Origin of the sequence: Salinibacter sp. 10B (genome assembly GCF_002954405.1) — a bacterium.
Lineage (GTDB): Bacteria > Bacteroidota > Rhodothermia > Rhodothermales > Salinibacteraceae > Salinibacter.
The window spans coordinates 2402006-2425048 of record NZ_MQWC01000004.1 but is presented as its reverse complement, the minus strand read 5'-3'; the positions used below and the strand labels follow the sequence as shown (position 1 = coordinate 2425048).

Sequence of the window (23043 nt, the reverse complement as noted above, 5' to 3'; positions counted from 1 at the left end):
AAGGGCCAGCCGTGGGGCGGCACCATGCTCGTGTTGGAAGGCTAGTATGCGTGCCCCCACCGTGCCAGCGCATTGCACGGGCACGGGTTTGTCCCGGACGGGGCATTCTCGTCCGTTCACACGGATCGATCGATGACGGCGGCAAGAGGAAAGGGCAGCACAAGCAAGGCTCCGTGTTACGCCGATGTGAACCGGCCGGCTATACGTTTTTCCTCCGCACGAGGTGGTAGCGACACACCCTCTCATCCGTTTCATGGAGTTTTTCGCACGGATCGATCGATGCCATCGATCGGTTGTAAGGGCGGCAGGTGAAAGCCTGCGGTTCGGGTTCACGTGTCCTCTTCCTCAGCCGTTCGTTCGGTTATGGAACTGCGCCATCTTCGCTATTTCACCGCGCTGGCCGATGAGTTGCACTTTGGCCGGGCGGCCGACGCTGTGTTTGTTGCCCAGTCCACTCTGAGTCAGCAGATTCGAGCATTTGAGGATGAGATTGACGTTCAACTGTTCGAGCGGTCTTCCGGCGGGGTGGAACTGACCAGGGCCGGGCGCACCTTTCTGCCGTACGCCCGGCGCGTGCTTCGGGAAGCGCGGCGTGCCGAGTCGGTAGCGCGGGCGGCCCGAGACGGACTGGCAGGGCTGCTTACGATCACCTACGAGGGGACTGCGATGCGGAGCGGACTTCCGGCCATCATCAAGGCGCTTCAGCGTCAGCGCCCGCACGGCGAGCTCGACCTTGTAGAGAAGACGACCCGCGAGCAGGTGGATGCTCTCCACGAGGAGGAAACAGACGCGGGATTCCTTTTTCTGCCCATCAATGAGCGTGGACTTCGAGTCTACACCTTATTTTCGGCCCCCATGGTGGCGGTGTTGCCGTCGGATCACTCTCTGTCCAATCACGATACGGTGCCGCTTCGGGCCCTGCAGGGAGAGCCGCACGTGATCTGGGCACGGAGCGGAGCGCCGCGCATCCACGATGCGTACGTGCGGGCCTGCCACGAGGCCGGGTTTACACCCCAAATCATTCAGGAAATCGAGCGGGGGGAGAGCTTTCTCGGCCTCGTCGAGGCGGGACTGGGGGTATCCATTGCGCATGCCTCGAACGTGCAGATCCAGCGTCCCGGTGTGCGCTACGCCAAGATTGTAGAACCGACGGTGCCTCTCACCCTGGGTCTTGCCCATCGCCACGACGACGACTCCCCCTTGCTGGCCCGCTTCCTGGAAACGGTGGAGGAGGAGAAGGACGCGTTTCAGCAGGATCCGCTCTAGCGGGGCGCTGGGCAGGCGGAATTCGTAATGGCACGTTCGAGTGCATCGAGCTGGTTCTGACGAGCGAGAACGTCCTCACCTCGTGGTGCCATTGGAATGCAAGGACATACGAGAAGCAAGCAGGCCTTCGATCGGTTGATCATTCCTCTGAACAAATCCCGCTCATAACCGGATCGCAATCGAGGGTTTTCCACCGTTGCTCCTGGCAGACGGCCGTCAGGGAGTCGGGAGACAGCCCCATCCCGAGTGCGTGTCCTGATCGGCCTGCGGGCCGAAGCGAGCAGGCCGGTGCCAGACGCGAACGCCGGTTGTGTCAACGGTGGAGTCAAGCACCTGTCGGCAGTCGACGAGGCGGGCACCGGTGGGGGCCGTGGAGGTGTCCGGCGGTACGCGCCGGGCCATTCGTCGGGCGGCGGGGGCTACCTGGGGCGTGTCGTAGGTGGCCAGGGTGACGGCCGTCGTGACGCGTGCCGTGAGTCGGTCGAAGGCTCGTTCGGCGAGGCGGTGCGTCCATGCGTCGGGCTCCGTTACGGTGCCCACTGTCGACAGCAGGTCAGCATCCACGTAGGAGAGGTGCAGGTCGCCGGGGGCAGCGAGGACGTGCCGGACGTGGGGGGCGAGTGCGGCGAGGGTGTTCGGGGTGCCGCCGTCGCAGGTGGAGAGCACGACAGCGTCGAACGCTTCAGCGGCAGACAGACGCTCCAGGCCCTGTGCCAAGTCGGGAATGCCGAACGGGACATCGGCCTGAGAGCGGTGGTAGCCGGGGCGGGATTGCTCCGGCACGGCGTGGCCATAGTACAGCGCGGCAGTAAAGAGACTGGAATCCGGCACGGGCGCTCGGTGCCTGCGCACGAGTTCGGCTTCCGCCTCAAACGGGCGAGTGCGGGTCTGGTCGTACGTGGTTTGGTGGTGGAGCCGGCCGTGGCGGAAGTGATAGAGGGTACCGTCGGCTCGTGGGAAGAGGCCGAGTACCGAATCGTGCGGGCGCTGGTGGAAGACGAAGATCTCCGCTCGGGGCATTGATTGGGCCGCCGAAAAGGCCTCTCGCAGGGTTTCCGTATCGGCCTGGTGCGGTGTGCCGTCGGGGGCGTGGTAGAGATAACTTGCGTCCCCGTGCACGAGAATCAGGATTCGTTGTCGTAGCGGCTCCCCCGATTTCGGAGCGTCCGTTCCGCCGGGCGGCACGGGCACGATGCTACGGCATCCCCCGATCAGCAACAACAGAATGCCCAGAAAGAGGGCGGCAAGCCGCGGCGGGAGGCGTACCGGCATGGGACAGAGCGGAAGGGATGTCTACACGAGCAGGATCACGAGAATCAAGATCAGGAGCGCCGAGGTGAGGCTGATGGTGATGCTGTCGGCCTGCTCGAAGTCCTGCTGCACGTAGTCCGCAAACGTGTTCAGTTGTCCAGCCGGCACAGCCTCATACCCGTTCTGTCCGTGGAGCTCGTCAAGCTTCTCCTGCAGACGCGTCCGCAGGGCGTCGATGCCCTTCTGATCCTGGAGAGAGAAAGGCGCCATCCGCTCGGCTCGGTTCAGGGCCTCGATCATGCCCCGGAGCTTTTCGTCGAGAATCGCGCGCTTCTTCGGGGCGGTCGGAGCGGCCTTTACCGTCTGCACCATGTCGCGGACGTGCTGCTTCAGTTTCTCGCGGGGGGTCACGTCGGCTTGGGCCGACGGTGCGGCGGCGAGCATCGCGACCGTAAGGGCGAGAACACCGGTGAGGCGAGAGACGGATCGCATGGCAGGAGGAAGAAGGTGGTTGGCGGACAAGCGCTGATACGAACAAAGCGGATCTTCAGGTCACGTGCAAGTTGGGACGGTCGATTGGGACTGGAGTCGTGGCATCGTAACATCTCGGAGAGGGGGAGGATTACGAGCCTGGACTCGAAAATCCGCTGCCAGGCGAGGGCGCGACGTGCTGGAGCTTGTCGGGGTTGAGCACGGCGTAGGCGTTCTGGATCTGGCCGTTGCGCACGTGGAAGGCCCACACGCTCTGCGGCTTCCCGTCAACAGTCGCGAGGACGCCGGGCTGCCCGTTCACGAGCACGTAGTTGAGTGCAAAGTCGTCCGGCACCTGCTCCGCAATGCCGAGCAGGAAGCGGGTGATGTGCTCGCGTCCTTCCACCGGGCGCCGGGCCGCCGTAACCTCCCCGCCGCCGTCGGACGTGACCACGGCGTCCTCGGCCAGCGTCTCGGCCACCGCTTCAGCGTCTCCGGTTTCAATGGCCGTCATCAGGTCCTGGATGAGCTGGTTCTGCTCAGTGGGGCGAATGTCGGAGCGGACATCCCGTTCGTCGATCCGGTTGCGGGCCCGTTGAGCGAGCTTTCGGCAGTAGCCCTCGCTTTCGTCGAGGATGGGCGCAATGTCGGCGTAGGGCAGGTCGAAGGCTTCGCGGAGCACGTACACGGCGCGCTGGCGGGGCGGCAGGGTTTCCAGCACCACCAGCATGGCCATCGAGATGGCATCCGACTGCTCAGCTGCCCGATCCGGACGGTCCATGGGTTCGACGATCGGTTCGGGCAGCCACGGGCCGGTGTAGCGCGTCTCCCGCTTGGCACGGGCGGAGGAGAGTTCGTCCAGGCAGAGACGCGTGACGATGGTGGTGAGATAGGCCCCAGGGTCGTTTACCGTCTCCAGGTCCACGGAGCGCCAGCGCAGGTAGGCGTCTTGCACTGCGTCTTCAGCGGCCTGTATTTCCCCCAACATCCGATAGGCAAGGGCGTGCAGGCGCTCGCGGTGCGATTCAAACGTATCCGTCCAGTCGTCGGGCATTTTCTTGACGTTTAGGCTTCGAACGACCAGCAGAGACTCATGGGCTTCGTTCGTTCTCATTTGCCCAGGTGTATGGGCGTTTGGGCGTGCGTGAGTGCGGGCGTGGCATGGCGTGGAATGCTATTGAATAGACGTGTGCTTCACTCGCATCGTGAGATGTGATTCCGAGGCAGGCATTCAGCGGTCCGTCGTCTGATCGAGTAAGAGCAAGCAGGAGAGGTTTCAGTTCCTGTCTTCGAGTGCTTCCACTCTCTCATGCGCCCTTTCTGCCGTGCCTCCATGCACCCACGCTTCCGTTCGTGCATGCCGTCGCAGAGGGCCGTTCGGCGGTCGGCGTCGAGAGCCGAAATCGATCGGCCGTACCGCAGCCCGCTCCACGCCTCGAGGCCGCGCACCAGCAGAGCCGGCTTCGTCTTGGTATCGGCCGGCAGGTCGCCGCCCGGGCTTGAAGAGGGGCGTTGGAGGGTGGACCCAAAGGGCGCCGGATTGGTTTCGTTCTGTGACTCCACTTTGATCATTGCACCGCGTGGAGTCTTTGCCTGTTTCTCGCTACTGAAGGTCGCGGGGAGGCAGCATCGTCCACTGGTTCGCTCAGATTGTTCGATCTCGATGACGGTCTACTTCAACGGGGAGTTCGTCGATAAAGAGAATGTATCCATTTCCCCCGACGATCGGGGATTCGTGTTCGGAGATGGGGTGTACGAGGTCCTCCGTGCCGAGAGCGGCCAGCTGTTTCAGGCCGACACCCACTTTCGGCGCCTCCGGCGGAGCCTTCACGAGATCAAGATTCACGGCGTGGACGTGGACGAGCTCCAGGAGGCGGTGTCGTTGCTCCTCTACCACAACGACCTGCAAGAGGGCCACGCGAAGGTGTATCTTCAGGTGACGCGCGGGGCCGCCCCGCGACAGCATGCCTTTCCGGAGACGTCGACCGAACCGACGGTGTATGCCACCGCTTCGGCGCACGAGCCGCCCGTCGAGAAGTGGAGGCAGGGGGTCTCCACGATTCTGTATCCGGACCAGCGATGGGCGCGTTGCGACATCAAGTCGACCGCGCTTCTTCCGAACGTTCTCGCCAATCAGGCCGCGATGGAGCAGGAGGCCTTTGAGGCCATTTTGGTGCGCGAGGGATTCGTGACGGAAGGGTCGCACTCCACCGTTCTGGGCGTTGACGACGACACCGTGATGACCCATCCACTCACGAACCGGATTCTTCCCAGCACCACGCGCAGGCTGGCACTCAACCTGTGCGACCGTCTCGACATTCCGGTAGAGGAGGTGCCAATTCCGACGGACGACCTCCCCGACCTTGACGAGCTCCTTCTGCTCGGCACCACCACGGGCGTAATGCCGGTCGTGCAGGTGGAAGACTGGGCGGTGGGCGACGGCACGCCCGGTGCCATTACCCGGGAACTGCAGGCGGCCTTTCAGGAGCTCGAACCGGTATAGCGTTCCGCTCTCGCCCTTTCCCCTCGTCCCTCGCTTCTCGCCTGACTCCTCCTTCTTTTTCGTGCGCAGACCTCTTCGCTTCTGTACGTCTCTCCTTTTTGCGGTGCTCTTCACCGTGTGCGTTCACGCCCAGCCCGCGCTGCAGACCGCCGACCTGGGCACGTGCGCGCTGGAAAATGGAGGTACGATTCAGGACTGCACGATCGGCTACCGCACCGCCGGCACGCTGAACGACGAGCGGTCGAACGCCATCCTCTTCCCCACCTGGTTTTCGGGCACGACGGACGACCTCACGGGCCAGATGGGGCCGGGCAGCCTCATCGATACCAGCCGCTACCACGTGATTTTCGTCGATGCGCTGGGCAACGGGGTCTCCTCGTCTCCCTCGACCAGTGCTGTTCAGGCAGACTCCACCTTTCCCGTCTTCACCGTGGAGGACATGGTGCACACCCAGCATCGCCTCCTCACCGAAGTTCTGAATATCGACTCACTGCACGCCGTCCTGGGCACGTCGATGGGCGGGATGCAGGCGTTCGCGTGGATGATGCAGTACCCCGCGTTCATGAACAAGGCGGTGCCCATTGCTGGCACGCCGCGCCTCACCCCGCAGGATCGCCTGCTGTGGCAGGCCGAACTGCGCGCCTTCCGCACCGCGTGCCGCGCCTCGGATGATCGGCGGCAGGCCATGCGCACGATTGCTGCCATCCACAGCCTCCACTTGCAAACACCGACGACGCTGGCCCGGATGGACTCCACCGAGTTTCGGGAGTTTTTCGGCGCGCAGGAAGACGCCATTCTCGAATTCGACCCGTACGACTGGGCCTGGCAGATCAAGGCCATGCTCCGCCACGATGTCACCGAGCCGTTCGGCGGGTCTATGCAGCGTGCTGCCAACGCCGTGGAGGCCGACGTGCTCGTCGTGACCGTTCAGCAGGATCAGATGGTGAATCCGCTGCCGGCCCAGCGCTTTGCCGAGACGCTTGGGGCCGAGGAAGTACGTCTGAACTCCCCCTGCGGTCACCTTGGCACCGGTTGTAAGCAGGACACCGTTGCCACTACCGTCCGCCAGTTCCTTCGCGAGAACTGAGGCCGCCATGGGCACGATCCCGAGCTCTTGGTCCTCATGACTCTTGACTCGCACCAAAAATTGCCCCATACTTCGATTCTCGCTTTCTACCTCAGGCACACGCTCCCGCTACCCTGCTCATGAGCCCACGTCCCTACCTCCTCGACGAAACGAACTGGCAGACCGTCAAGGCCACCGACTACGAAGTGGCCGTGCTACCGTGGGGGGCCACCGAAGCCCACAACTACCATCTCCCCTACGCCACCGACACGATCCAGTGCGACTACGTCGCTGCGGAGGCGGCCGGGCAGGCCTGGGAGAACGGCACCCGCGTCCTCGTCCTGCCCACCGTCCCGTTCGGTGTGGACACCGGGCACCTTGACATCCCCGGCGTCGTGAACATGCATCCGAGCACACAGGCCGCCGTTCTCCGCGACGTGGCCGAGTCGCTCACGACGCAGGGCTTCCGCAAACTGGTCGTCCTCAACGGCCACGGCGGCAACACCTTCAAGCCGCTCGTCCGCGAGGTGCAGACGCAGTACGACGACCTCTTCATCTGCGTGGCCCACTGGTTCCAGATCGGCGACTGGGGCGACTACTTCGACGACCACGGCGACCACGCGGGGGAGATGGAGACGAGCGTGATGCTGAACGCGGCGCCGGAGCTCGTGCGGCCGCTGGACGAGGCGGGGGATGGGGCCGCCCGGCAATTTTCAATCGATGCGCTGCGGTCGGACTGGGCCTGGACCGAACGCCAGTGGACCGAGGTCACCGACGACACGGGCGTGGGCAACCCGAAGGCCGCCAGCAAGGAGAAGGGCGCGGCCTATCTGGACGAGGTGACCACTACGCTCGCCACCCTCTTCACCGACCTCGCGGCTGCCGACCTCGACGACCTGTTCACCGATGCCCCCTAAATTCGGCTCCGGCGAATGCAAAAGGGAGGACCGGGAAATGAGATCATCACGGCCCGAATTCAGGCACAGAATTGAAGGGGAGGCCAAAAACCTACAACCTTTCCACTTTCAACACCATGGCGTGATTTCTAGTCCCGACGTTGGGATGCAGGCCCCACCTCAGGGGACAAGCTCACAGCCTACACCAACCGAGTCCGCTTGTTGAGATAGGCCATCAGCGCCGTATCGTACGGCTCGTTGGTGTCGAGTTCGGCAAAGTCGATGTCGTGCTCCAAGCAGCTGCGGCGGAAGGTTTCCGTAAAGTGCTCGACCGCTTCTTCGTAGTGGTCGCGGAGCTGGCTGGGCTGGAGGGTGATTTCCTCTCCGGTTTCCATGTCGCGGAAGAGCGTGGGCCGGTCCGGAAAAGAGAACGTTCGCTCCGTTTCGCCCTCCAGCACGTGAAAGACGATGACCTCGTGCCCTCGATGCCGCAGGTGGCGCAGCGACTTCAGCAGGTCCTCGTGGGCGCCGATGTTTTCGAAGAGATCCGTAATGACGACCACGAGTGAGCGACGCCCGATGCGTTCGGCCACTTCGTCGAGTGCTGCCGCGGCACTGGTGCGACGCTCGTCGTCCGGCTCCTCGTCGCTCATCTGCTCCAGGGCGACGAGGAGCTGATTCAGGTAGCTCGGCGTGGCCTTCGGGGGACGCATCGTGTGCACCGTTTCGTCGAATCCGATGAGGCCGGTGGCGTCGCGTTGTTTGAGCATCAGGTTGTGCAGGCCGGCAGCGAGGTACGAGCCGTACTCCAGCTTCGAGAGTTCGGCGTCGCCCTTGTACCGCATGGACGGCGAGGTGTCGAGCACAATGTGGCTTCGCAGGTTCGTTTCCTCCTCATACTGCTTGATGTAGTAGCGGTCCGTCTTGGCGTACACCTTCCAGTCCACGTGCCGCAACTCGTCGCCCGGATTGTAGGGCCGGTGCTCGGCGAACTCGACCGAGAAGCCGTGGTAGGGACTGCGGTGGAGTCCGGTGATAAAGCCCTCCACAATCAGCCGGGCTCGCAGCTCCATCGTGGCCAGCTGCGAGATGACGACGGGATCGAGGTAGCGAAGTGCGGTGTCGGAGTCGGGCATACCTGTACCGGTTACACGTTTGTTAAGGGAGGAGGCGTGTTCGTATTCTTGCTGCCCGCATTCATCCTGTGTGTGAGGGTGGGCGTTTGGAAGTATGGAGAGTGGGAGCGAGCAGCTCCGGAATTAGGAGAATCGCGGCTGTGATGCCAAAACGGACGGCCGACTGTCCCCTAAGCAAAGCCCTTGGAGAAGACGGGTCCGTTCGACTTGAATCGAATTCCCGATGCCGTGGGCAGGGGCTGAGTGAAACGAGGTCATGCCTGTCGTGCGGTCCGTGGTCTGCGGTCGTGATAATTTCACAGATCCGATGACGGCACCCTGTTTCGACCGAGGGCTCTACCCCCCACGTACACCCACACGTCCAAACACCCATACCAAACGAGGCATACCCTACAGGAAACCGCAACGAAGCGTCTCCCAGTCGGGGGGAGCAACCCCCACCGCCAGCCCCGTTAGAAAGTTTCGGTGCTGTTCGGTTCCTTGTCAGTGTCGAGTGTCGAATGGCGAGTTGCGAATGGTCTCGTTCCTCGCCCGGCGCTCGCATACATTCGACATTCGAAATTCGCCACTCGAAACGCGCAATTGACCCCGTGCAGACCGACGACCGCATCAAGGCCCAGCTTATGTCCGCCCGCGATCTGGAGCGGACGCTCGACCGCATGGCGCAGCAAATTCTGGAGCTCGTAGACCCGGATGACCCAGAGGCCGCGGCGCCATTTGCGTTCGTCGGCATGCAGACGCGGGGCGTCTTTCTGGCGCGTCGCCTCCAACAGCGAATCAAGGCACAAGAGGATGTGGACCTGCCGGTGGGCACGCTCGACGTCACCATGTACCGCGACGATGTGCGGATGCGGCTGGCGCAGCCCCACATGCAGGAAACGCGCATTCCCTTCAGTGTCACAGATCGCCACATTGTCCTGGTCGACGACGTCGTGTTTACGGGCCGCACGGGCCGCGCTGCGCTCGACGCCTTGATGGACCTGGGTCGCCCGGCCTCCGTGCGCTTTCTCGCGATTATCGACCGCGGCCACCGCGAGTTGCCCATCGCGACCGACATTGTGGGACGGGAAGTGCCCACCCTTCCCAACGAAGAAGTCCGTGTTCGGGTCGGCGAAATCGACGAGGTGGACGGCGTCTGGCTCGTGGAGGCGCCGTCCCCCGACACCGACGATCCATCCCGCTCGGCGCCCTAGCCTGATGCTCTGGTATCCGCTTCCTTCTGCCACTTGCCTGTTTGCTCGACGACGGTTCCATGCCCCACTCTAGTACCACCCTCGCTGCCGACGAGTCGACGCCCTTGCAGCACCGCCATCTGCTCGACCTCTCCACCTACAGCCGCGAGGAGATTGTCCACATCCTCGACACGGCAGAGGAGTTTCGGGCTGTGCTTGAGCGACCCATTCGGCAGGTGCCTACGCTTCAGGGCACAACGGTTGCGAGCCTCTTTTTTGAACCCTCCACGCGCACGAAGCTCTCGTTCGGCCTGGCCGCCGGGCGCCTCTCGGCCGAGACCGTCAGCCTGTCGAAGTCCGGGTCGTCGGTGAAGAAGGGCGAGACGCTGAAGGATACGGCCCGCAACGTGGAGGCAATGAAGGTAGACGTGGTGGTGCTGCGTCACAGCTCGCCCGGGGCGCCTCACTTCCTTTCCCGCCGCACCGACAGTGTGATTCTGAACGCAGGGGACGGCGCCCACGCTCACCCGACCCAGGCGTTGCTCGACGTGCTCACGATGCGAGAACACATCGACACGTTCGAGGGGCTGAACGTCTCCATCATCGGCGACATCACGCACAGCCGGGTGGCCCGCTCCAACATCAACGCCCTCACCACGCTCGGGGCCAACGTCACGCTCTGCGGCCCCGCCACGATGCTGCCGGCGGAGATGGAGCAGGCGATGGACGTGCGCACCACCACGGATCTCGACGCGGCACTGGACAATTGCGACATTGCGATGGCCCTCCGCATTCAGATGGAGCGGCAGGACGAGGGGCTTTTCCCCAGCATTCGCGAGTACCACATGCAGTTCGGCATCACGCCGGAGCACCTGGAGCAACACCCCGACCTCCTCATCATGCATCCGGGGCCGGTGAACCGGGGCGTGGAGCTATCGAACGAGGTCGTCGATCATGATCGTGCGATCATCCTCAGCCAGGTCACCAACGGCGTGGCCCTGCGCATGGCGGTGCTCTACCTGCTGGCCCCGCAGCGGGAGGGGGCGTAGCTGTTCGTTCGTCTCAGCCGAAGAAACGTGTTCGCGTTTTACATCAGTCGTCTGTCGGTTGATCTACTATGGATGTGACTGGGCAGCACGTCCACACATCCGCACCTCCACACATTACTTCCGCAACGTCCCCAGCGAGGCGCTGACTGCGTATCGGGCGCCTGTGCCGAGCAGAGAGGTCTTCGGCGTCACGCTGCCCCCCACGTCGAGCCGGTACCCTCCAATTTCGAGTCCAAGGCCCCCGGACACGGTGAGTGCCTGTGTCCCCAGTGCGCGCACACCGGCCCGTATCGGAACCGGCCCGAGCGACACCTCGCCGCCCAGGTGGGCCGCTACCGGGCGCGGCACCGCCCCGGCGTGCTCATTCAGCCCCATCGACACGCCTCCGTTGACGGTAACGGCGCCCGGCGCCCACGTGCTGTTGAAGTGGATCGTCGTGGGAAGACCCGTTCGAAACGAGCCGCGCTCACGTCTTACGTCTCGGTAGGCCGTTTGGGCTAGACTGTCGATTTGATGCTTGACGTACGCGCCCACGTCGCCCTCAAACTCGTCGGTGAGCCGCTGCAGGTCTAGGGAGAGGCCATCAAAGCGAAAGGTATTGTGTGTCGGCGTCACGGTCTGAGCCTCCTCGGTCCACGTCACCGCGCCCAGGTCCGTGATACTCATTGACAGGTGCAGGCCCGGCCGCAGGGCGTAGCTCATCCCAAGGTCGAGGCCGCCGCCCCGCCCGGCAATGCCGCTCGTGGAGCCCAGCACCTGCCGGAGCGGCTCTGCGCTGAACGCGTCGAACGTGTCGTACAGTCCGGTGCTCAGCGTCCCTGCCGCCCGGGCCGTGTAGGCAAACTGGTGGGTGAGGGACGCGTCGTTCACCACGACGGTTGAGTTAAGCACGCCGTCCGCGTACCCGGTGCCAAGAATCACCCGCGGAGAGACGCCCACCGACAGCGGGAACGAGGAGAAGCGGTAGCTGAACGTCCCGGTCACGTCCAGGAGGCTGTACAGGCGGACGCGCCCGTTGACGGGAAGGATGCGGGTGGGGGCCGTGCCCCGAAGGAGCAAGTCCAAAAGGCCTTTGTCCAGCGTCGTCTTTTGGATTACGCGCCCTCGAATCCCCAGTCCGAAGGCCCACCGCCCGTTCGGCGACCGGTAGGTCATCGCGAGCGGGGTCACCTCCAGGTACGACGCCGCGCTTCGCGTCGAGGAGCCGAACCACGCGTCGAGCGTCGCCTTCTCTTCTGCATCCGAGAGCGGCGGGGCGCCCGGATCCTCGTGGATGAACAGCTTGCTGTAGTGATTGAACTGAAAGAGGTCGCCGCCGCTGTACGCACCGACCCGAAACAGCTGTACCTCGGTCGTGTGCTCCGCAGGGCCCACGGTGAGGTGGGCCGGATTGGTATAAAGTCCAGCCACTCCTCCGCTGAGGGCCGAGGTGCCCCCACCGGTGCTCACAGCCTCAATGCTTTGCATGCCTGCCTGTGCCCGCACCGAACGGAGAGGGCCGAAAAGCAGGAGTCCGGTGACGAAAACCGCCATTCCAATGCAAAGAGGCCGCCGTGTCGTCATGAGAGCAGTGTGGAGGGGGAGGGGAAGGCGACGTCCAGGCGTCAGGGGCTGGTCTGAACGGAAGCGTCGATGTCGGTGCCGATCGAGAGTCGAATGGTATCGTCTGATCGGATGCGGGCCGTGGGTCCGGTGTCTTGAGGGATCATCGTCAACTGGAGGCGGAGGGCACGCCCACGGGCAAGGGAGCGCACCGCGTCCGGGTCGAGGTCGAGGGTGAGCGTCTCATTCTGAGGGGAGGCCGCAGCTCCGTCGTTCGTTTTCGGCGCAGCCTTCAGGGTTGCGGCCTCCTTGCTCGACGGAAGCGAGACCAAGGAGCGGCCGTTCTCTCCGACGACGTGCACGGTGGCCTCGACGTCCAGGGGAATCGTATTGGTATAATCAATCCGAAGGTCGGCGGAGGAGATGGTCACCCGTTTATTCGGGTCGGTGAAGGCCTCAAGGCCTGCAAGGTCAACGTCGAGCGTGTCCTCGTACGAAAATCGATCCTTAAATGACAGTGGAATCCTGAACCCGAGCCCAACGTCGAACTGAACGGGCTTCCGTAGGTGAAGGCGTCCCCCATTGATGCGGCTTTTCCCCGCAAGTCGGAGACGAGTCGGCAGCTGATTGAGGAAGCGGTCGAGGGTGGAGTTTTCGTCCGTGAGCGTCACGCTCCGAGTGACGGATTGGTTGGGCGGTCCGCCCTCCACGTTGAACTGAATGAGGCGGTCCGGTCCCAGGGGCCGTCCGTTTCGTTCAAAGTGTTGTCCCATCGGGTCCGAACTCGGCACGCGTTGCGGCCCTTTGCCCGCGAGAAACGCCGGGCCGTCCGACGTTTGTCCCATGAGGGCCCCGTAGAACCGGGTCTTTGCTCCGAGATCAGTCTCCACGGAGAGGGTGAGCGCGCCGCCCTGAAACTGGAGTCCATCGACATGCTGGGCAATGTTCTGCAGTTGTTGGATGGACGTTTCTCGCACCTCCGCCTCGTCGGCGACGTCCAGTCGGCCGTCACCATCGGCGTCCGGTGTTATGTCGACCGAAAATGGAGGGACCGTTCCTCGCAGGGCCTTGACCTCGAACTGGTCGATCGAAAGGTCGGCACGGATTTCCTCCTCAACCCGAAGGACGCGGAGGTGCTCTTTCGTGGTGTTGGGCACCGTTTCCATCGTCCCGTTCAGGTGAAACCGGAGCGCGTTGTTCGTCGGCAGGAAGCGGAGCGATGGAATCGACACCTCGAAATCTCGGGCGTCCGACTGGCGAAGCGCTGCAAATTCATACGGGCCGCTTGGGTCGTCTACGAGCGAAATTGACAGCGAATCGCCAGCCGCATATCGTCGGTCGTCGTTGTTCGCGTCCGGCAGCCGAATTCCGGGATAGCTGAGTGTGAATGAGTCAAAGGCCACCCCGAGCTCATTCGTGAGCTTTTGCAATCGAACCGTGCTCGCGCCGATTTCGACGAAGTCCCCTTCTTGATCAAACGACATGTGGTCCGGCGACAATGGAATGGTCCCGCTCGTGTGTAGCTGTTCCCCGGCTGGCCAGAAATGCATTTTTGAGATGGCCCCGCTCCCTTCCGCAACGGTTTTCAGTCCGCCACGGGCGTGCAGCGTCACCGTGCCGTTCGACTGTGCCGGTCGGCCGGTCAGGGTGACGTCCACTTGCCGTGCCACGCCCGTTCCGCCGAGCTCAACCGAGCGCACGGCCGCCCCTCCCGGCTGGACGTGCAGGGGCGAATTGTCGGCCACCGAACGGTCGAGAGGGGGAAAATCGTGCGGCAACAGGCCGAGGGCCTCCGTGTTGTTCTTGATGCTGAGCCGGTCGATGGAAAGAGGGAAGCCAAGGTCATTTTCCACGTGGACGTTGAGGGCACCGTGTTCAACGTGCAGGCCTGCAAACCGTGACGCCGTACGGCCCGGAGTCTGGAGGCCGGTGGCGGAGGCCTGCACCCGGATGTCGCCTGGATCGCTCAGCGTGACGGTATGGGAGCGGAGGCCGGGACGAGAGTCCGTCGTGAGTTTGTCATCCTGTCCGGAGCCTGCGATCCGAAGGACGATCGTCGAGTTCCGGCCCAGTTGCACGCCCGACACGTCCACCGTAATCGACCGCGTCTTTCCGGGGGGAAGGGGCGACGTACCGATGGGGGTGGGCGAAAGCGGGTTGGGGCCGTTTTCCGTCCGAATGGCAATCTCCGGAGCCGTGCCGGGATTCCCATTGGTAAGTGGGGTCGTCGTTTGCCGATTGTTGGCGAGGGTGAACGTAAGTTCGTTTCCTTCGGTAAGGGTTACGCGCTCGACCGTCGCTCCTGCCGCATCCACCACCGCCGTCGTTGGAGGGACGACAATCTCGTTTACAGGAAAGGGGAGCGTGACGTCGGATGCGCCTGGGGAAGCTGGTACCGGCGTGGCGTCGGTTCGGCCGGGACTTTCAAACGTGCCGGTGGTACGTTCATAGGACGCGTGCACGGCCTGCGTGGCAATGGCGTTTTCTTGCGCGATGGGGCCGGCGAAAGAGGTGTCGATCTGTACGCCCCGAGCGGCTTTGTCCAGCGTGCCGTTCAGCGTTCCACGCCCGATGTCCTGGACCTCTTGTTCAACGAATACGGTTTTTCCGGAGCCGTGTACGGCGAACAGCGAACGGACGCCGGCCCGCGTCGTGTCAATCAGCGGGTCGTGAGTGCTCGTGGGGCCGCCGAGAAACGAAAATGTCTTCTCGGCCACGAGGGGGGCATCCACCGAGGTGTCCGTCGAAATGGAAGGGGCGCTGGTTGGCACGTCGCATCCGCCCAGCACACTCGACAGGAGCAGGAGGGGGACGAAGCCGAGCCAACGGGTATGAGAACGCACAAACATGAGCGGCGGGCACCAATCAATGGGGAGCTGCGCGTGCCGGGTGGGAGGCACGTCGCAGCGGGAAGACAGGAGGGTACAAGAACTGCTCCGCGCCGTCCTTCAGATGCAGAGCCCGAGCAGACAGGCGACATGAGCTCTGGGGACCGGTTCGCCAGCCGCCGTCCAGTATAGGGAAAAATCCACGAGTATCTACGTACCGAATATCGCTTCACTTCATCGGATCTAAGCATTCGGTACGTGGTTTTTCGCATGAGAATGATTGCCGCTTTCAAGTCGTTCTAAGGTTGTGCAGGGGCGTCGTCGCTCCGAATGCAGGTCACTGCTTGAGGCGTTCTTCGGGTATTTTGAACGTGCGTTTCGTTTTTACTCAGGCGCACGGCGCGGGCGGCCTCATTCGTTCGTTTTCTACAATGATTTCCGATGTAACCAATGTCCGGCGTTTCTGTACCGGCCGAAGCCGTACCGCCCCTTCACTTGCAGGCCCTGCGGGCGACTGTGGCGTCCCATTTTTCATGGGATTCGTGGGCACGGGTGATTGCGGAGCAGGGCGTCACCATTGATCGGCCGGCCCAGGAAGCACATCCGGAGTATCCGTCGATTGTCTATCCGCTGGACTACGGGTTCGTCCCCGGAACGACGAGCACAGACGGAGAGGCGGTTGATGTCTTTTTGGGGAGTGGGACGATGGGCCTCGTCGGCCTTCTCCTCACGACGGATTACCGTCAACAGGACCGGGAGATGAAACTGCTGGTCGACTGCACGCCACCGGAGGTGTACACGGCCCATGGCTTCATCAACTACGATAGAACGCTGCTGGAGGGGGTGCTCGTTCTGCGCTACGACATGCCCACGTTGTGGGAGCAGGTCCGGTCTTAAGCAACTTCAGTCGAGAACTTGGGGATTGGTGTCCAGAAAAACGGCTCGCAGTGGCTCTTGGAGCCGATTTTCAGCAAAGCAAATTCTAGCTCCATGATTGAAGTCACTTAGGCCGCGAGTGGGGCGTCACGTTTTTCATGTCGGGTAGGACGATGGCCAGTAGACTGTATTCAGGCCGCAGAATGCCGTATTCAACACAGCGTGTTCAACTCGGCCCCCAACAGTCTCAGCCTGACTGACCACTAGACTCACACACGATTCAAGACTGTGCCCCCCGGCCGGGCGAACAGATGCCGGGCGGCGGCATACACAGGAGTGCTCTATTTTCATATTTGGCCCCATAGCTCAGCCTGGCAGAGCAACGGACTTTTAATCCGTGAGTCGATGGTTCGAATCCATCTGGGGTCACAGCAATTGCGAATGGCGAGTGGCGAATTTCGAATGGTGAAACAACCCTCGCTCATTCGGCATTCGAAATTCGCATTTCGACAGTGCCCTGCCCGAGTGGCGGAATTGGTAGACGCGCATGGTTGAGGGCCATGTGGCCGTTACAGGCCGTGGAGGTTCGAGTCCTCTCTCGGGCACTGAAAGTGGTCCCTGGTCCGTCGGTTCTGGCGGGTCAGGGTTTTTTTGTTTGTGGGGCCACGAGATGAAACAAGACCGGCACATGGACACGGAGCACGCGGGCGCCGATCCGGTACAGGGATGTCTGCAATGCTAATCCGCTACGTGGTGCGTTCATGCGGGCGGCGTTCTGCTCTCTTGAGCACCTGAGTCTGATTCCTTGCGTCGGATGACTGTGTCCGAATCCTCGTTCCGTTGGTTCTCGTCCGATACGGCTGTGCAGGCCGATACTCTTCGCTTCGCCGGCGGGGCGCTCGTGCTCAATCTTCTTCCCTTCCTTCCGGCGCTCGTTTCTCCCCTGCCGCTGAGTCCGTACTTCCCGTTGTGCATCGAGGTGCTCGTGCTCGTAACAGGACTCGTGTACGCGAGAGGCACCCGATTTGAGCGTCCGGTCCGAGTGGGGACGACGATCGGCGTTCTCCTTTTGGTCGTCTACACAACGTACGACGCGGCGGTCTACACGGCCTTTCAGCGAAGCGGCATCCTGTACGAGGACCTCCAGTTTGCCGACAACCTGACGTACTTCGCGTTCGATCTCGGCGTGGGGAGGGCACTTGCAGGAATGGTCCTGATTCTCGTGGGGGGTGGGGGGCTCGTCTGGATGATGCATCGCTGTGTGGGCATGGTGACACGGGCGGGGCGGCACGCCGCCTGCCGAATGGCCGTGGTGGCTGTTCACCTGGGGGCGTGGCCGCTCGTGATGGTCGTGGCCCCCGCGCAGCAGTGGGGCACTCCGAACCTCACGTACCAGACCACGAGCGAGCAGGTGCGCTACCGGACCATCGCCACGAAGGCGTGGGCCAATGCGCGAGCCTCCCTCCGGCTTGATGCCATGCTCGATTCGCTCGGCACCGCCCCGGTTGACTCTGCGTACTTCGCCTACGACGCGCTCACGCTCGACCAGCGTCCGTCCATTTATCTCTTTGCGGTCGAATCTTACGGGACCGTGCTCGATCGCCATCCCGAGTTGCGCGGGCCGTACCGACGGGTCCTCCGCCGCACGGAATCTGTTCTGCAGACGGCGGGTTGGCACGCGGCCTCCGCTCGGCTCGACGCCCCGGTGCGGGGGGGACGGTCCTGGCTTGCCATTGCCTCTCTTCTTACCGGCGTGCGCGTGGATCGACAGCTTGTCTTTAATCGATTTCAAGGGAATCCCGACGGGGTGCCGCACCTCGTCCGTTTCCTCGACCGGCAGGGGTACCGGACGGTGGCCCTCCAGCCCTTCACCTTCGAGCGGCCTGGCCTCCCGGTGCGCAACCTCTACGACTTCGACATCACGCTCTACCGGGACGATCTCAACTACGACGGGCCGCCGTTTGGTCTTGCCGACGCCCCCGACCAGTACAGCCTGAATTTTGCGCACCACACGCAGCTGGCGCCGTCGGGAGAACCCTATTTCCTGTTCTTTGAGACGGTGAGCTCGCACGCCCTCTGGAACTACGGGCTGGCCCCGGTGCTTCCGGACTGGCAGTTGTTCAATACGGTGAAGGGATCGACGTACGAGCAAAAGCAGCAGCTCAAGAAGCAGGGGGCTGCCCCCACGCCGTTTCTGCCGGACTCGATCACGGCGCCGCGCATCTATGACCAGCCGATGCCCCGGCGCTATCTCCAGCACATCGCCTACGACCTGGGGGTGATTCGCGACTATCTGACGGACAAGGCCCCCGAGGGGAGCCTCGTGCTCCTCCTAGGCGATCACCAGCCCCCGCTGCTTAACACCCAAACCTCAACGGTGCCGCTCCACATCCTCAGCACCGACTCGACGCTCGTCGAGTACGTTCGACGGCAGGGGCTCACCGAGGGCCTGACGCTCACCGACGCAAGCCCGACGCTACGGCAGGAGGGGCTCTACTCCTTTCTCGTTCGTCTCCTCGCCGCGCAGAGCGCTGGGGCGGAGGCCGACTCTACGGGGCTGCCGCCGGACCGCCCGAGGGGCGTCTCGCCGTCTCTGCTGGTGCGGTAGCGGGTTCCCCCGACGATGGGGGCGGACCGTTTTACGAGCGGCCGTTTTCGTCCGTCCCCTTCTCGGGCGTTCGCATCGCCTGGAGGGCCGAGTGGAACTGTGCTCCTGCCTCCGCCCACGTGGGAAACGACTGGCTGCGGGTGCGGGCGGCCTGTCCCATGCGCACTCGCATCGCCGGATTTGCAAGGAGCGGCCGCAGGGCCTCGGCCAACCCGCCCGGCTCGTCGGGGGAGACGAGCCGGCCCGCCTGCACATCCCCAAAATTGTCAGGCATCCCGCCCACGGCGTAGCCCACCACCGGAAGGCCGCGGGCCATGGCCTCGCGGGTGGCCATGCTACACGTTTCGAAGCGGGAGGGCAGGACGAACACGTCGGCATGGTCGTACTGCACGCGGAGCTCCGACGGCGGGAGGGGGCCCGTTATCGTGACGCGGTCGGCAATTCCGGCGTCGCGGATCCGGGGGCGGAGCGCAGCGGCAAAGTCAGGGTCGAGCGTGTCGTCGCCCACCAGGGTCCAGTGCCAGTCCGCGTCGTCGAGCGCCCCCAACACGTCGACGAAATCGAGCAGGCCTTTGCCGGGGAGGAGGTTGGCGACGGTGAGCAGATTGGCGGAGGAGCTATGGTCCCGATCAGGGGACGGGGCCCGGTACGCCTCGTCGAGGCCCGGTGGCACGGCGTGTACCTGTGCTCTCGGCATCCCTTCGTCCATCAGTGCCTGCCGGGCGAACGTGCTCGTCGTGACGGCGCCGTGGAAAAGGGGGAGGAGGGCGCGCTCTCGCTCGGCTGCGTCGGTGGACTGCTCGTTGGGGTCGATGCAGTGCAGGTAGTGGGCGAGCAGAATGAAGGAGGCGCGGGGATGTGCGTCGCGTAGGGATCGAAGAGAAGCGTCGTGGCAAAGGAGGAGGCTATCGACAAGCAGCACCGGATCGTCGTGCAGGGACGGGGAGGACGCACGCCCCGACCACTCGATTACAGTGGCGGCCTCATCCGAAAATTCCGTAATAATCCGACGGTTGTAAATATTGCCACCGGTAGGGCGATCGTGAATAGTCGGAACCAGGAGCGTGACGTGCATGGGGCAGGACAATGGGGAACATCAATCTGCTAATTTCCACTCATTTCCTATTAAGCCTGAATTTCGGCCCGACGGTCTACTTCTTGCGCACGAACGGACAAACGCTCCTTTGGGATCAGCTTCGGTGCCATGTCCTTCCTTTCCACGTCTCAGAAGGCCCTCATTGATCGTCTTGGCAACATCCTAGACGACGTTGAGGCGCGCATGATGTTTGGAACGATCGGGGTATTTTCAGACGATCAGCAGTTTGGGATTCTCGACGACGAGGATCTCTATCTGTGTGTCGATGACGACAGTCGCGCTAGTTTCGCCGAGGCGGAGACGAGTCCCTACAGCGCGGCCTCCGTTCAGCAGGCAGCATACTTAGAGGTTCCGGACGACGTTCTCGAGGATTCAGACATGCTGGCGGCGTGGGTGCACCGGGCCATTGATGCTGCCGACTAGCGAGCCCGGACTGTGGAGGCACGTCGAGAGAGGGGAGCGTCACGCCGCGTCGGTCTCCTCCAGTAGGGCCGAGAGGGCCTGCTCGTGGATCTCCAGGTCACTGTTGCTGAAGAGCACGAAGCGGATCAACGCTACGGAATTGAGACGCGGGGCCCAGTCGAGCATCGTCTGCAGGGCGATACGAGCAGCCTCATCCATGGGGTACCCGAACGCGCCGGTCGAGAGGGCGGGGAATGCGATTGATTGAATCTCGTGCGTCTCCGCTTCCCGTAGGGCATTCTCGTAGCCGGTGCGGAGGAGTTCATCGGAGGGCTCGTCGCGTCCGTAGACGGGGCCGAGGACGTGGATGACGTGTTCGTTGGGAAGGGCGTGCGCCCCCGTCGTGACGGCCTCGCCGGGTTGGATGGGGGCCAGGGGCTGCGTCTCCTTCGTGAGTTCGGGGCCGGCTGCGCTATGAATGGCACCCGCCACCCCTCCGCCCGTTCGCAGTTGGGCGTTGGCCGCATTGACGATCGCCTCCACGTCGTCCTGCTTTACGATGTTGCCCTGGATCAACTCAAGGGAAACGCCGGCTTCCGTGTGGGTCATGACTGCAGTTGAAGAACGATGAAAAGAGTGAGGCGGAATGCAGATCGCACGCGTCTGGGCGTGGATGTAATCTCGCTCGTTCGTTATGTTTTGCAAATATCCGACGTTCGTGGAGATACGTCTTTTCCGTTCCTGCGCCTCTTCCTCGGTAGAGGAACGGTCTCGGTGCGGCACAAACGGAATGGGACGTGCCTTGAAGAGCCCCAAGTGCCTCCGTCGGCTTCGCACGTCGAACACCGCTGCGGTCAACTTGTTGATCCCGATCGGCGCATCGGCTTTTGTCCCGGTGGTGGGGCCCGAAGGATCGGACCCAATCAAATTACCCTCAGTATTGCTCTCGTAGCTTCTTTCGATGGCCGGTTAGACACACGTCGCCTAGCGACTATTGCCTGTTGGGCTTCTGTTTTGGTGTGACACGACGGAGGGGCAAGCGATCCTACCGCCTGCAGATCGTCGAGGGCCGCGCTTCCTCTCTCCGATGTTCCAGACGACCGAAAATCAACACAGTCTCTTCGGACTGGTTTCGCTTCGCTTTTTCCTCTTTGAACTGTTTCCCGACCTATGACCGTCGACGCCATCATGAGCCGCGACGTCGTGACCGTTTCGCCGGACACGGCCCTCATGGAAATTCGAAGTCTACTCCACGACCGTGGGTTTCGCCACTTGCTGGTGGCGGAGGCGGATGATACGCTCTGTGGGGTGATCTCGGACCGCGACGTGCTGCGAGCGTTGAGTCCGTTCCTCGACACCTTCAGCGAAGAGCATCGGGATGTGAAGACGCTCACCCAGCCGGCCTCGGAGGTGATGCGCACGGACCCGATCACCGTTGGGCCCGACACCACGATTGAGGACGCCTCGCAAACACTGCTCGACAACAACATCTCGTCGCTGCCGGTGGTGAAGGACAATGTGCTGGTCGGCATCGTGACCACGAAGGATCTGCTGGAGCACTACACGAACGAGACGTAAGCCTTCGTGAGGAACGGGCGCCTGACGATTCGGCCCGATCCCTGCCGGCTCCGAGCGTCCTCGGAGCTATTTACAAATGTCATCGGACATATTAGACTGTTTGGAGTTCACACGATGGCGCCTCTAGCAGACCATGTCGATTGTGGGTCGTTCAGTTTCGTCCATTGGTCCATTTTCTGGACAGTGGTGGAGAACACTATCGCTAACCAGACCTCCCAATCGCAGAACGGTCAAAAATCAACATACCAGTCTCTAAGAGTCTGTCTATGAAGTCTTATTCACCAGCACTTTCGTCGCTCCTGGACATCTCAGATGTCCAAATTTGATCAAGGCAAGTCTAGATTACCAAAGCCTATCGAAGAGACTTGTGAGGCCTCACCATCCATTGGGTAGGCTCTGAGTCAAGTTCAGGGCGACTATGTAGCCAAAATTTGGCTCAAGGCAACTTCATAGGCGCATTCTAAGAATGGGGGGCAGCCCATAAGGAAAGCCCAGTCGGGAGGTGAGGCTCCCGACTGGGGAGGCTGAGCCGCACCCACTCACAAGCCTGTAGGGGCGCGACCGAGGCCGCCCGTTATGTCGTGGAAGAATCCGTTACTGGATTTCGATCTGACGGCGCGTGTTCTCCTCTGTCTTCGGTACGTGAATCGTCAGCACGCCGTCCTCGTAGGCGGCCTCGATGTTGTCTTCGTCCACCGCGTCCGGCAGACGGAACGTCCGGTGGAAGGTGCCGAAGGCCCGCTCAACGCGGACGTACTCTTCATCCTCCTCCGTCCGTTCGCTGGTGCGCTCGCCGCTCACGGTGAGCGTGCCGTTCTGGAGGTTGATGCTGATGTCCTCTTTGCTCATGCCCGGCACGTCCAGGCGGAGGTGGAAGGCGTCATCCTTCTCCACCAGGTCCGTTCGCGGCGACCACACCGCCGAAGTGCCCTGGTCGTCGCCGGAGCGGTCAAAGAAACGGTCGAACAGGCTGTCGACCTCGCGCTGCAGGGTGCGAAGCGTGCGGTTCGGGGAGCGACGGGTCATCTGAGTCATCGTGATCACCTCGTGCGATTTGTTCAACAGGTTGTGTACGTGGGTCGTCGGCAAGTCAGGTCGGGGCTGAGCATCGATAATGCTCAGCATCGATAATGCTCAGCGATGTTCGCATTTCTGTCAACGTCATTTCCACCCACCGAATCTATCAAACTGTGTGCCACCCACAGGGTTGGAGAGTGCAGTCCGCAATCCCGACAGGTCTTCTCTGTCGCCGCGACAGAGAAAACTGTAGTTCTGACAGCGAGGACTTGACGAAGTGACTGAG

The 23043-nt window shown here is 62.7% G+C and carries 19 protein-coding genes and 2 tRNA genes; 12 read left to right on the top strand and 9 right to left on the bottom strand.

What is annotated here, in order from left to right; translation table 11 throughout:
• Positions 1-363 precede the first annotated feature (363 nt).
• The gene (locus BSZ35_RS10060; RefSeq protein WP_105012306.1) at positions 364-1266 is read left to right on the top strand and encodes a LysR family transcriptional regulator; all 903 of its coding nucleotides are present in this window, start codon (positions 364-366) and stop codon (positions 1264-1266) included.
• A gap of 216 nt (positions 1267-1482) precedes the next feature.
• Here the strand turns inward: BSZ35_RS10060 and BSZ35_RS10055 are convergent, their stop codons facing one another.
• From BSZ35_RS10055 to BSZ35_RS10045, 3 genes are all read right to left on the bottom strand, one after another.
• Complete coding sequence (locus BSZ35_RS10055) at positions 1483-2538, bottom strand: hypothetical protein (RefSeq protein WP_105012305.1); 1056 nt, start codon at positions 2536-2538, stop codon at positions 1483-1485.
• 21 nt (positions 2539-2559) lie between these two features.
• Positions 2560-3009, bottom strand: a complete 450-nt coding sequence (locus tag BSZ35_RS10050) for a hypothetical protein (RefSeq protein ID WP_105012304.1) — start codon at positions 3007-3009, stop codon at positions 2560-2562.
• Between the two features lie 130 nt (positions 3010-3139).
• Positions 3140-4102, bottom strand: coding sequence for an RNA polymerase sigma-70 factor (locus BSZ35_RS10045; RefSeq protein WP_105012303.1), 963 nt, complete (start codon positions 4100-4102; stop codon positions 3140-3142).
• A gap of 549 nt (positions 4103-4651) precedes the next feature.
• On the opposite strand from BSZ35_RS10045, the gene dat reads away from it, so the two are divergent.
• From dat to BSZ35_RS10025, 3 genes are all read left to right on the top strand, one after another.
• A complete protein-coding gene (gene dat, locus BSZ35_RS10035; protein ID WP_105012301.1) occupies positions 4652-5491 on the top strand; it encodes a D-amino-acid transaminase in 840 nt (279 codons plus the stop codon).
• A gap of 61 nt (positions 5492-5552) precedes the next feature.
• Positions 5553-6578 (top strand): alpha/beta fold hydrolase, encoded by a 1026-nt coding sequence (locus BSZ35_RS10030; protein ID WP_146110051.1) that lies wholly within the window; start codon positions 5553-5555, stop codon positions 6576-6578.
• Positions 6579-6697: 119 nt separating this feature from the next.
• Positions 6698-7474 carry a creatininase family protein gene (locus BSZ35_RS10025; protein WP_105012299.1) on the top strand — a complete coding sequence of 259 codons (777 nt, stop codon included), beginning with the start codon at positions 6698-6700 and terminating at the stop codon, positions 7472-7474.
• Positions 7475-7653: 179 nt separating this feature from the next.
• On the opposite strand, the gene BSZ35_RS10020 is transcribed toward BSZ35_RS10025, so the two are convergent.
• Positions 7654-8589 carry a DUF58 domain-containing protein gene (locus tag BSZ35_RS10020; protein WP_105012298.1) on the bottom strand — a complete coding sequence of 312 codons (936 nt, stop codon included), beginning with the start codon at positions 8587-8589 and terminating at the stop codon, positions 7654-7656.
• 590 nt (positions 8590-9179) lie between these two features.
• On the opposite strand from BSZ35_RS10020, the gene pyrR reads away from it, so the two are divergent.
• On the top strand, positions 9180-9782 hold the full coding sequence (pyrR, locus tag BSZ35_RS10015) for a bifunctional pyr operon transcriptional regulator/uracil phosphoribosyltransferase PyrR (RefSeq protein WP_258096184.1): 603 nt from the start codon (positions 9180-9182) through the stop codon (positions 9780-9782).
• Positions 9783-9841: 59 nt separating this feature from the next.
• A complete protein-coding gene (locus BSZ35_RS10010) occupies positions 9842-10810 on the top strand; it encodes an aspartate carbamoyltransferase catalytic subunit (protein WP_105012296.1) in 969 nt (322 codons plus the stop codon).
• Between the two features lie 114 nt (positions 10811-10924).
• Here BSZ35_RS10010 and BSZ35_RS10005 read toward each other — a convergent pair whose 3' ends face one another.
• Complete coding sequence (locus BSZ35_RS10005) at positions 10925-12343, bottom strand: DUF5723 family protein (RefSeq protein WP_258096183.1); 1419 nt, start codon at positions 12341-12343, stop codon at positions 10925-10927.
• A gap of 71 nt (positions 12344-12414) precedes the next feature.
• Complete coding sequence (locus tag BSZ35_RS10000) at positions 12415-15201, bottom strand: hypothetical protein (protein WP_105012294.1); 2787 nt, start codon at positions 15199-15201, stop codon at positions 12415-12417.
• 429 nt (positions 15202-15630) lie between these two features.
• Here BSZ35_RS10000 and BSZ35_RS09995 point away from each other — a divergent pair, with 429 nt between their 5' ends.
• The 4 genes from BSZ35_RS09995 to BSZ35_RS09980 all read left to right on the top strand — a co-directional run bounded on the left by BSZ35_RS09995 (position 15631) and on the right by BSZ35_RS09980 (position 18664).
• Positions 15631-16077 carry a hypothetical protein gene (locus tag BSZ35_RS09995; RefSeq protein WP_105012293.1) on the top strand — a complete coding sequence of 149 codons (447 nt, stop codon included), beginning with the start codon at positions 15631-15633 and terminating at the stop codon, positions 16075-16077.
• Positions 16078-16411: 334 nt separating this feature from the next.
• A tRNA-Lys gene (locus BSZ35_RS09990) sits at positions 16412-16485 on the top strand.
• Positions 16486-16575: 90 nt separating this feature from the next.
• Positions 16576-16661 (top strand) — tRNA-Leu (locus BSZ35_RS09985).
• A 209-nt stretch (positions 16662-16870) separates the two neighbouring features.
• Positions 16871-18664 (top strand): hypothetical protein, encoded by a 1794-nt coding sequence (locus tag BSZ35_RS09980; RefSeq protein ID WP_105012292.1) that lies wholly within the window; start codon positions 16871-16873, stop codon positions 18662-18664.
• A 31-nt stretch (positions 18665-18695) separates the two neighbouring features.
• Here BSZ35_RS09980 and BSZ35_RS09975 read toward each other — a convergent pair whose 3' ends face one another.
• Positions 18696-19739: a glycosyltransferase family 4 protein gene (locus BSZ35_RS09975; RefSeq protein WP_105012291.1), complete on the bottom strand. Its 1044-nt coding sequence runs from the start codon at positions 19737-19739 to the stop codon at positions 18696-18698.
• Between the two features lie 129 nt (positions 19740-19868).
• Between BSZ35_RS09975 and BSZ35_RS09970 the strand changes: the two genes are divergently transcribed.
• Entirely contained in the window at positions 19869-20183 is a 315-nt protein-coding gene (locus tag BSZ35_RS09970; protein ID WP_105012290.1) for a TfoX/Sxy family protein, read from the top strand.
• Positions 20184-20222: 39 nt separating this feature from the next.
• Here BSZ35_RS09970 and BSZ35_RS09965 read toward each other — a convergent pair whose 3' ends face one another.
• Entirely contained in the window at positions 20223-20771 is a 549-nt protein-coding gene (locus BSZ35_RS09965) for a macro domain-containing protein (RefSeq protein WP_105013809.1), read from the bottom strand.
• A gap of 561 nt (positions 20772-21332) precedes the next feature.
• Here BSZ35_RS09965 and BSZ35_RS09960 point away from each other — a divergent pair.
• Positions 21333-21740 (top strand): CBS domain-containing protein, encoded by a 408-nt coding sequence (locus tag BSZ35_RS09960; RefSeq protein ID WP_105012289.1) that lies wholly within the window; start codon positions 21333-21335, stop codon positions 21738-21740.
• Between the two features lie 594 nt (positions 21741-22334).
• Here BSZ35_RS09960 and BSZ35_RS09955 read toward each other — a convergent pair.
• Positions 22335-22865, bottom strand: coding sequence for an Hsp20/alpha crystallin family protein (locus BSZ35_RS09955; protein ID WP_258096182.1), 531 nt, complete (start codon positions 22863-22865; stop codon positions 22335-22337).
• Positions 22866-23043: the final 178 nt, after the last annotated feature.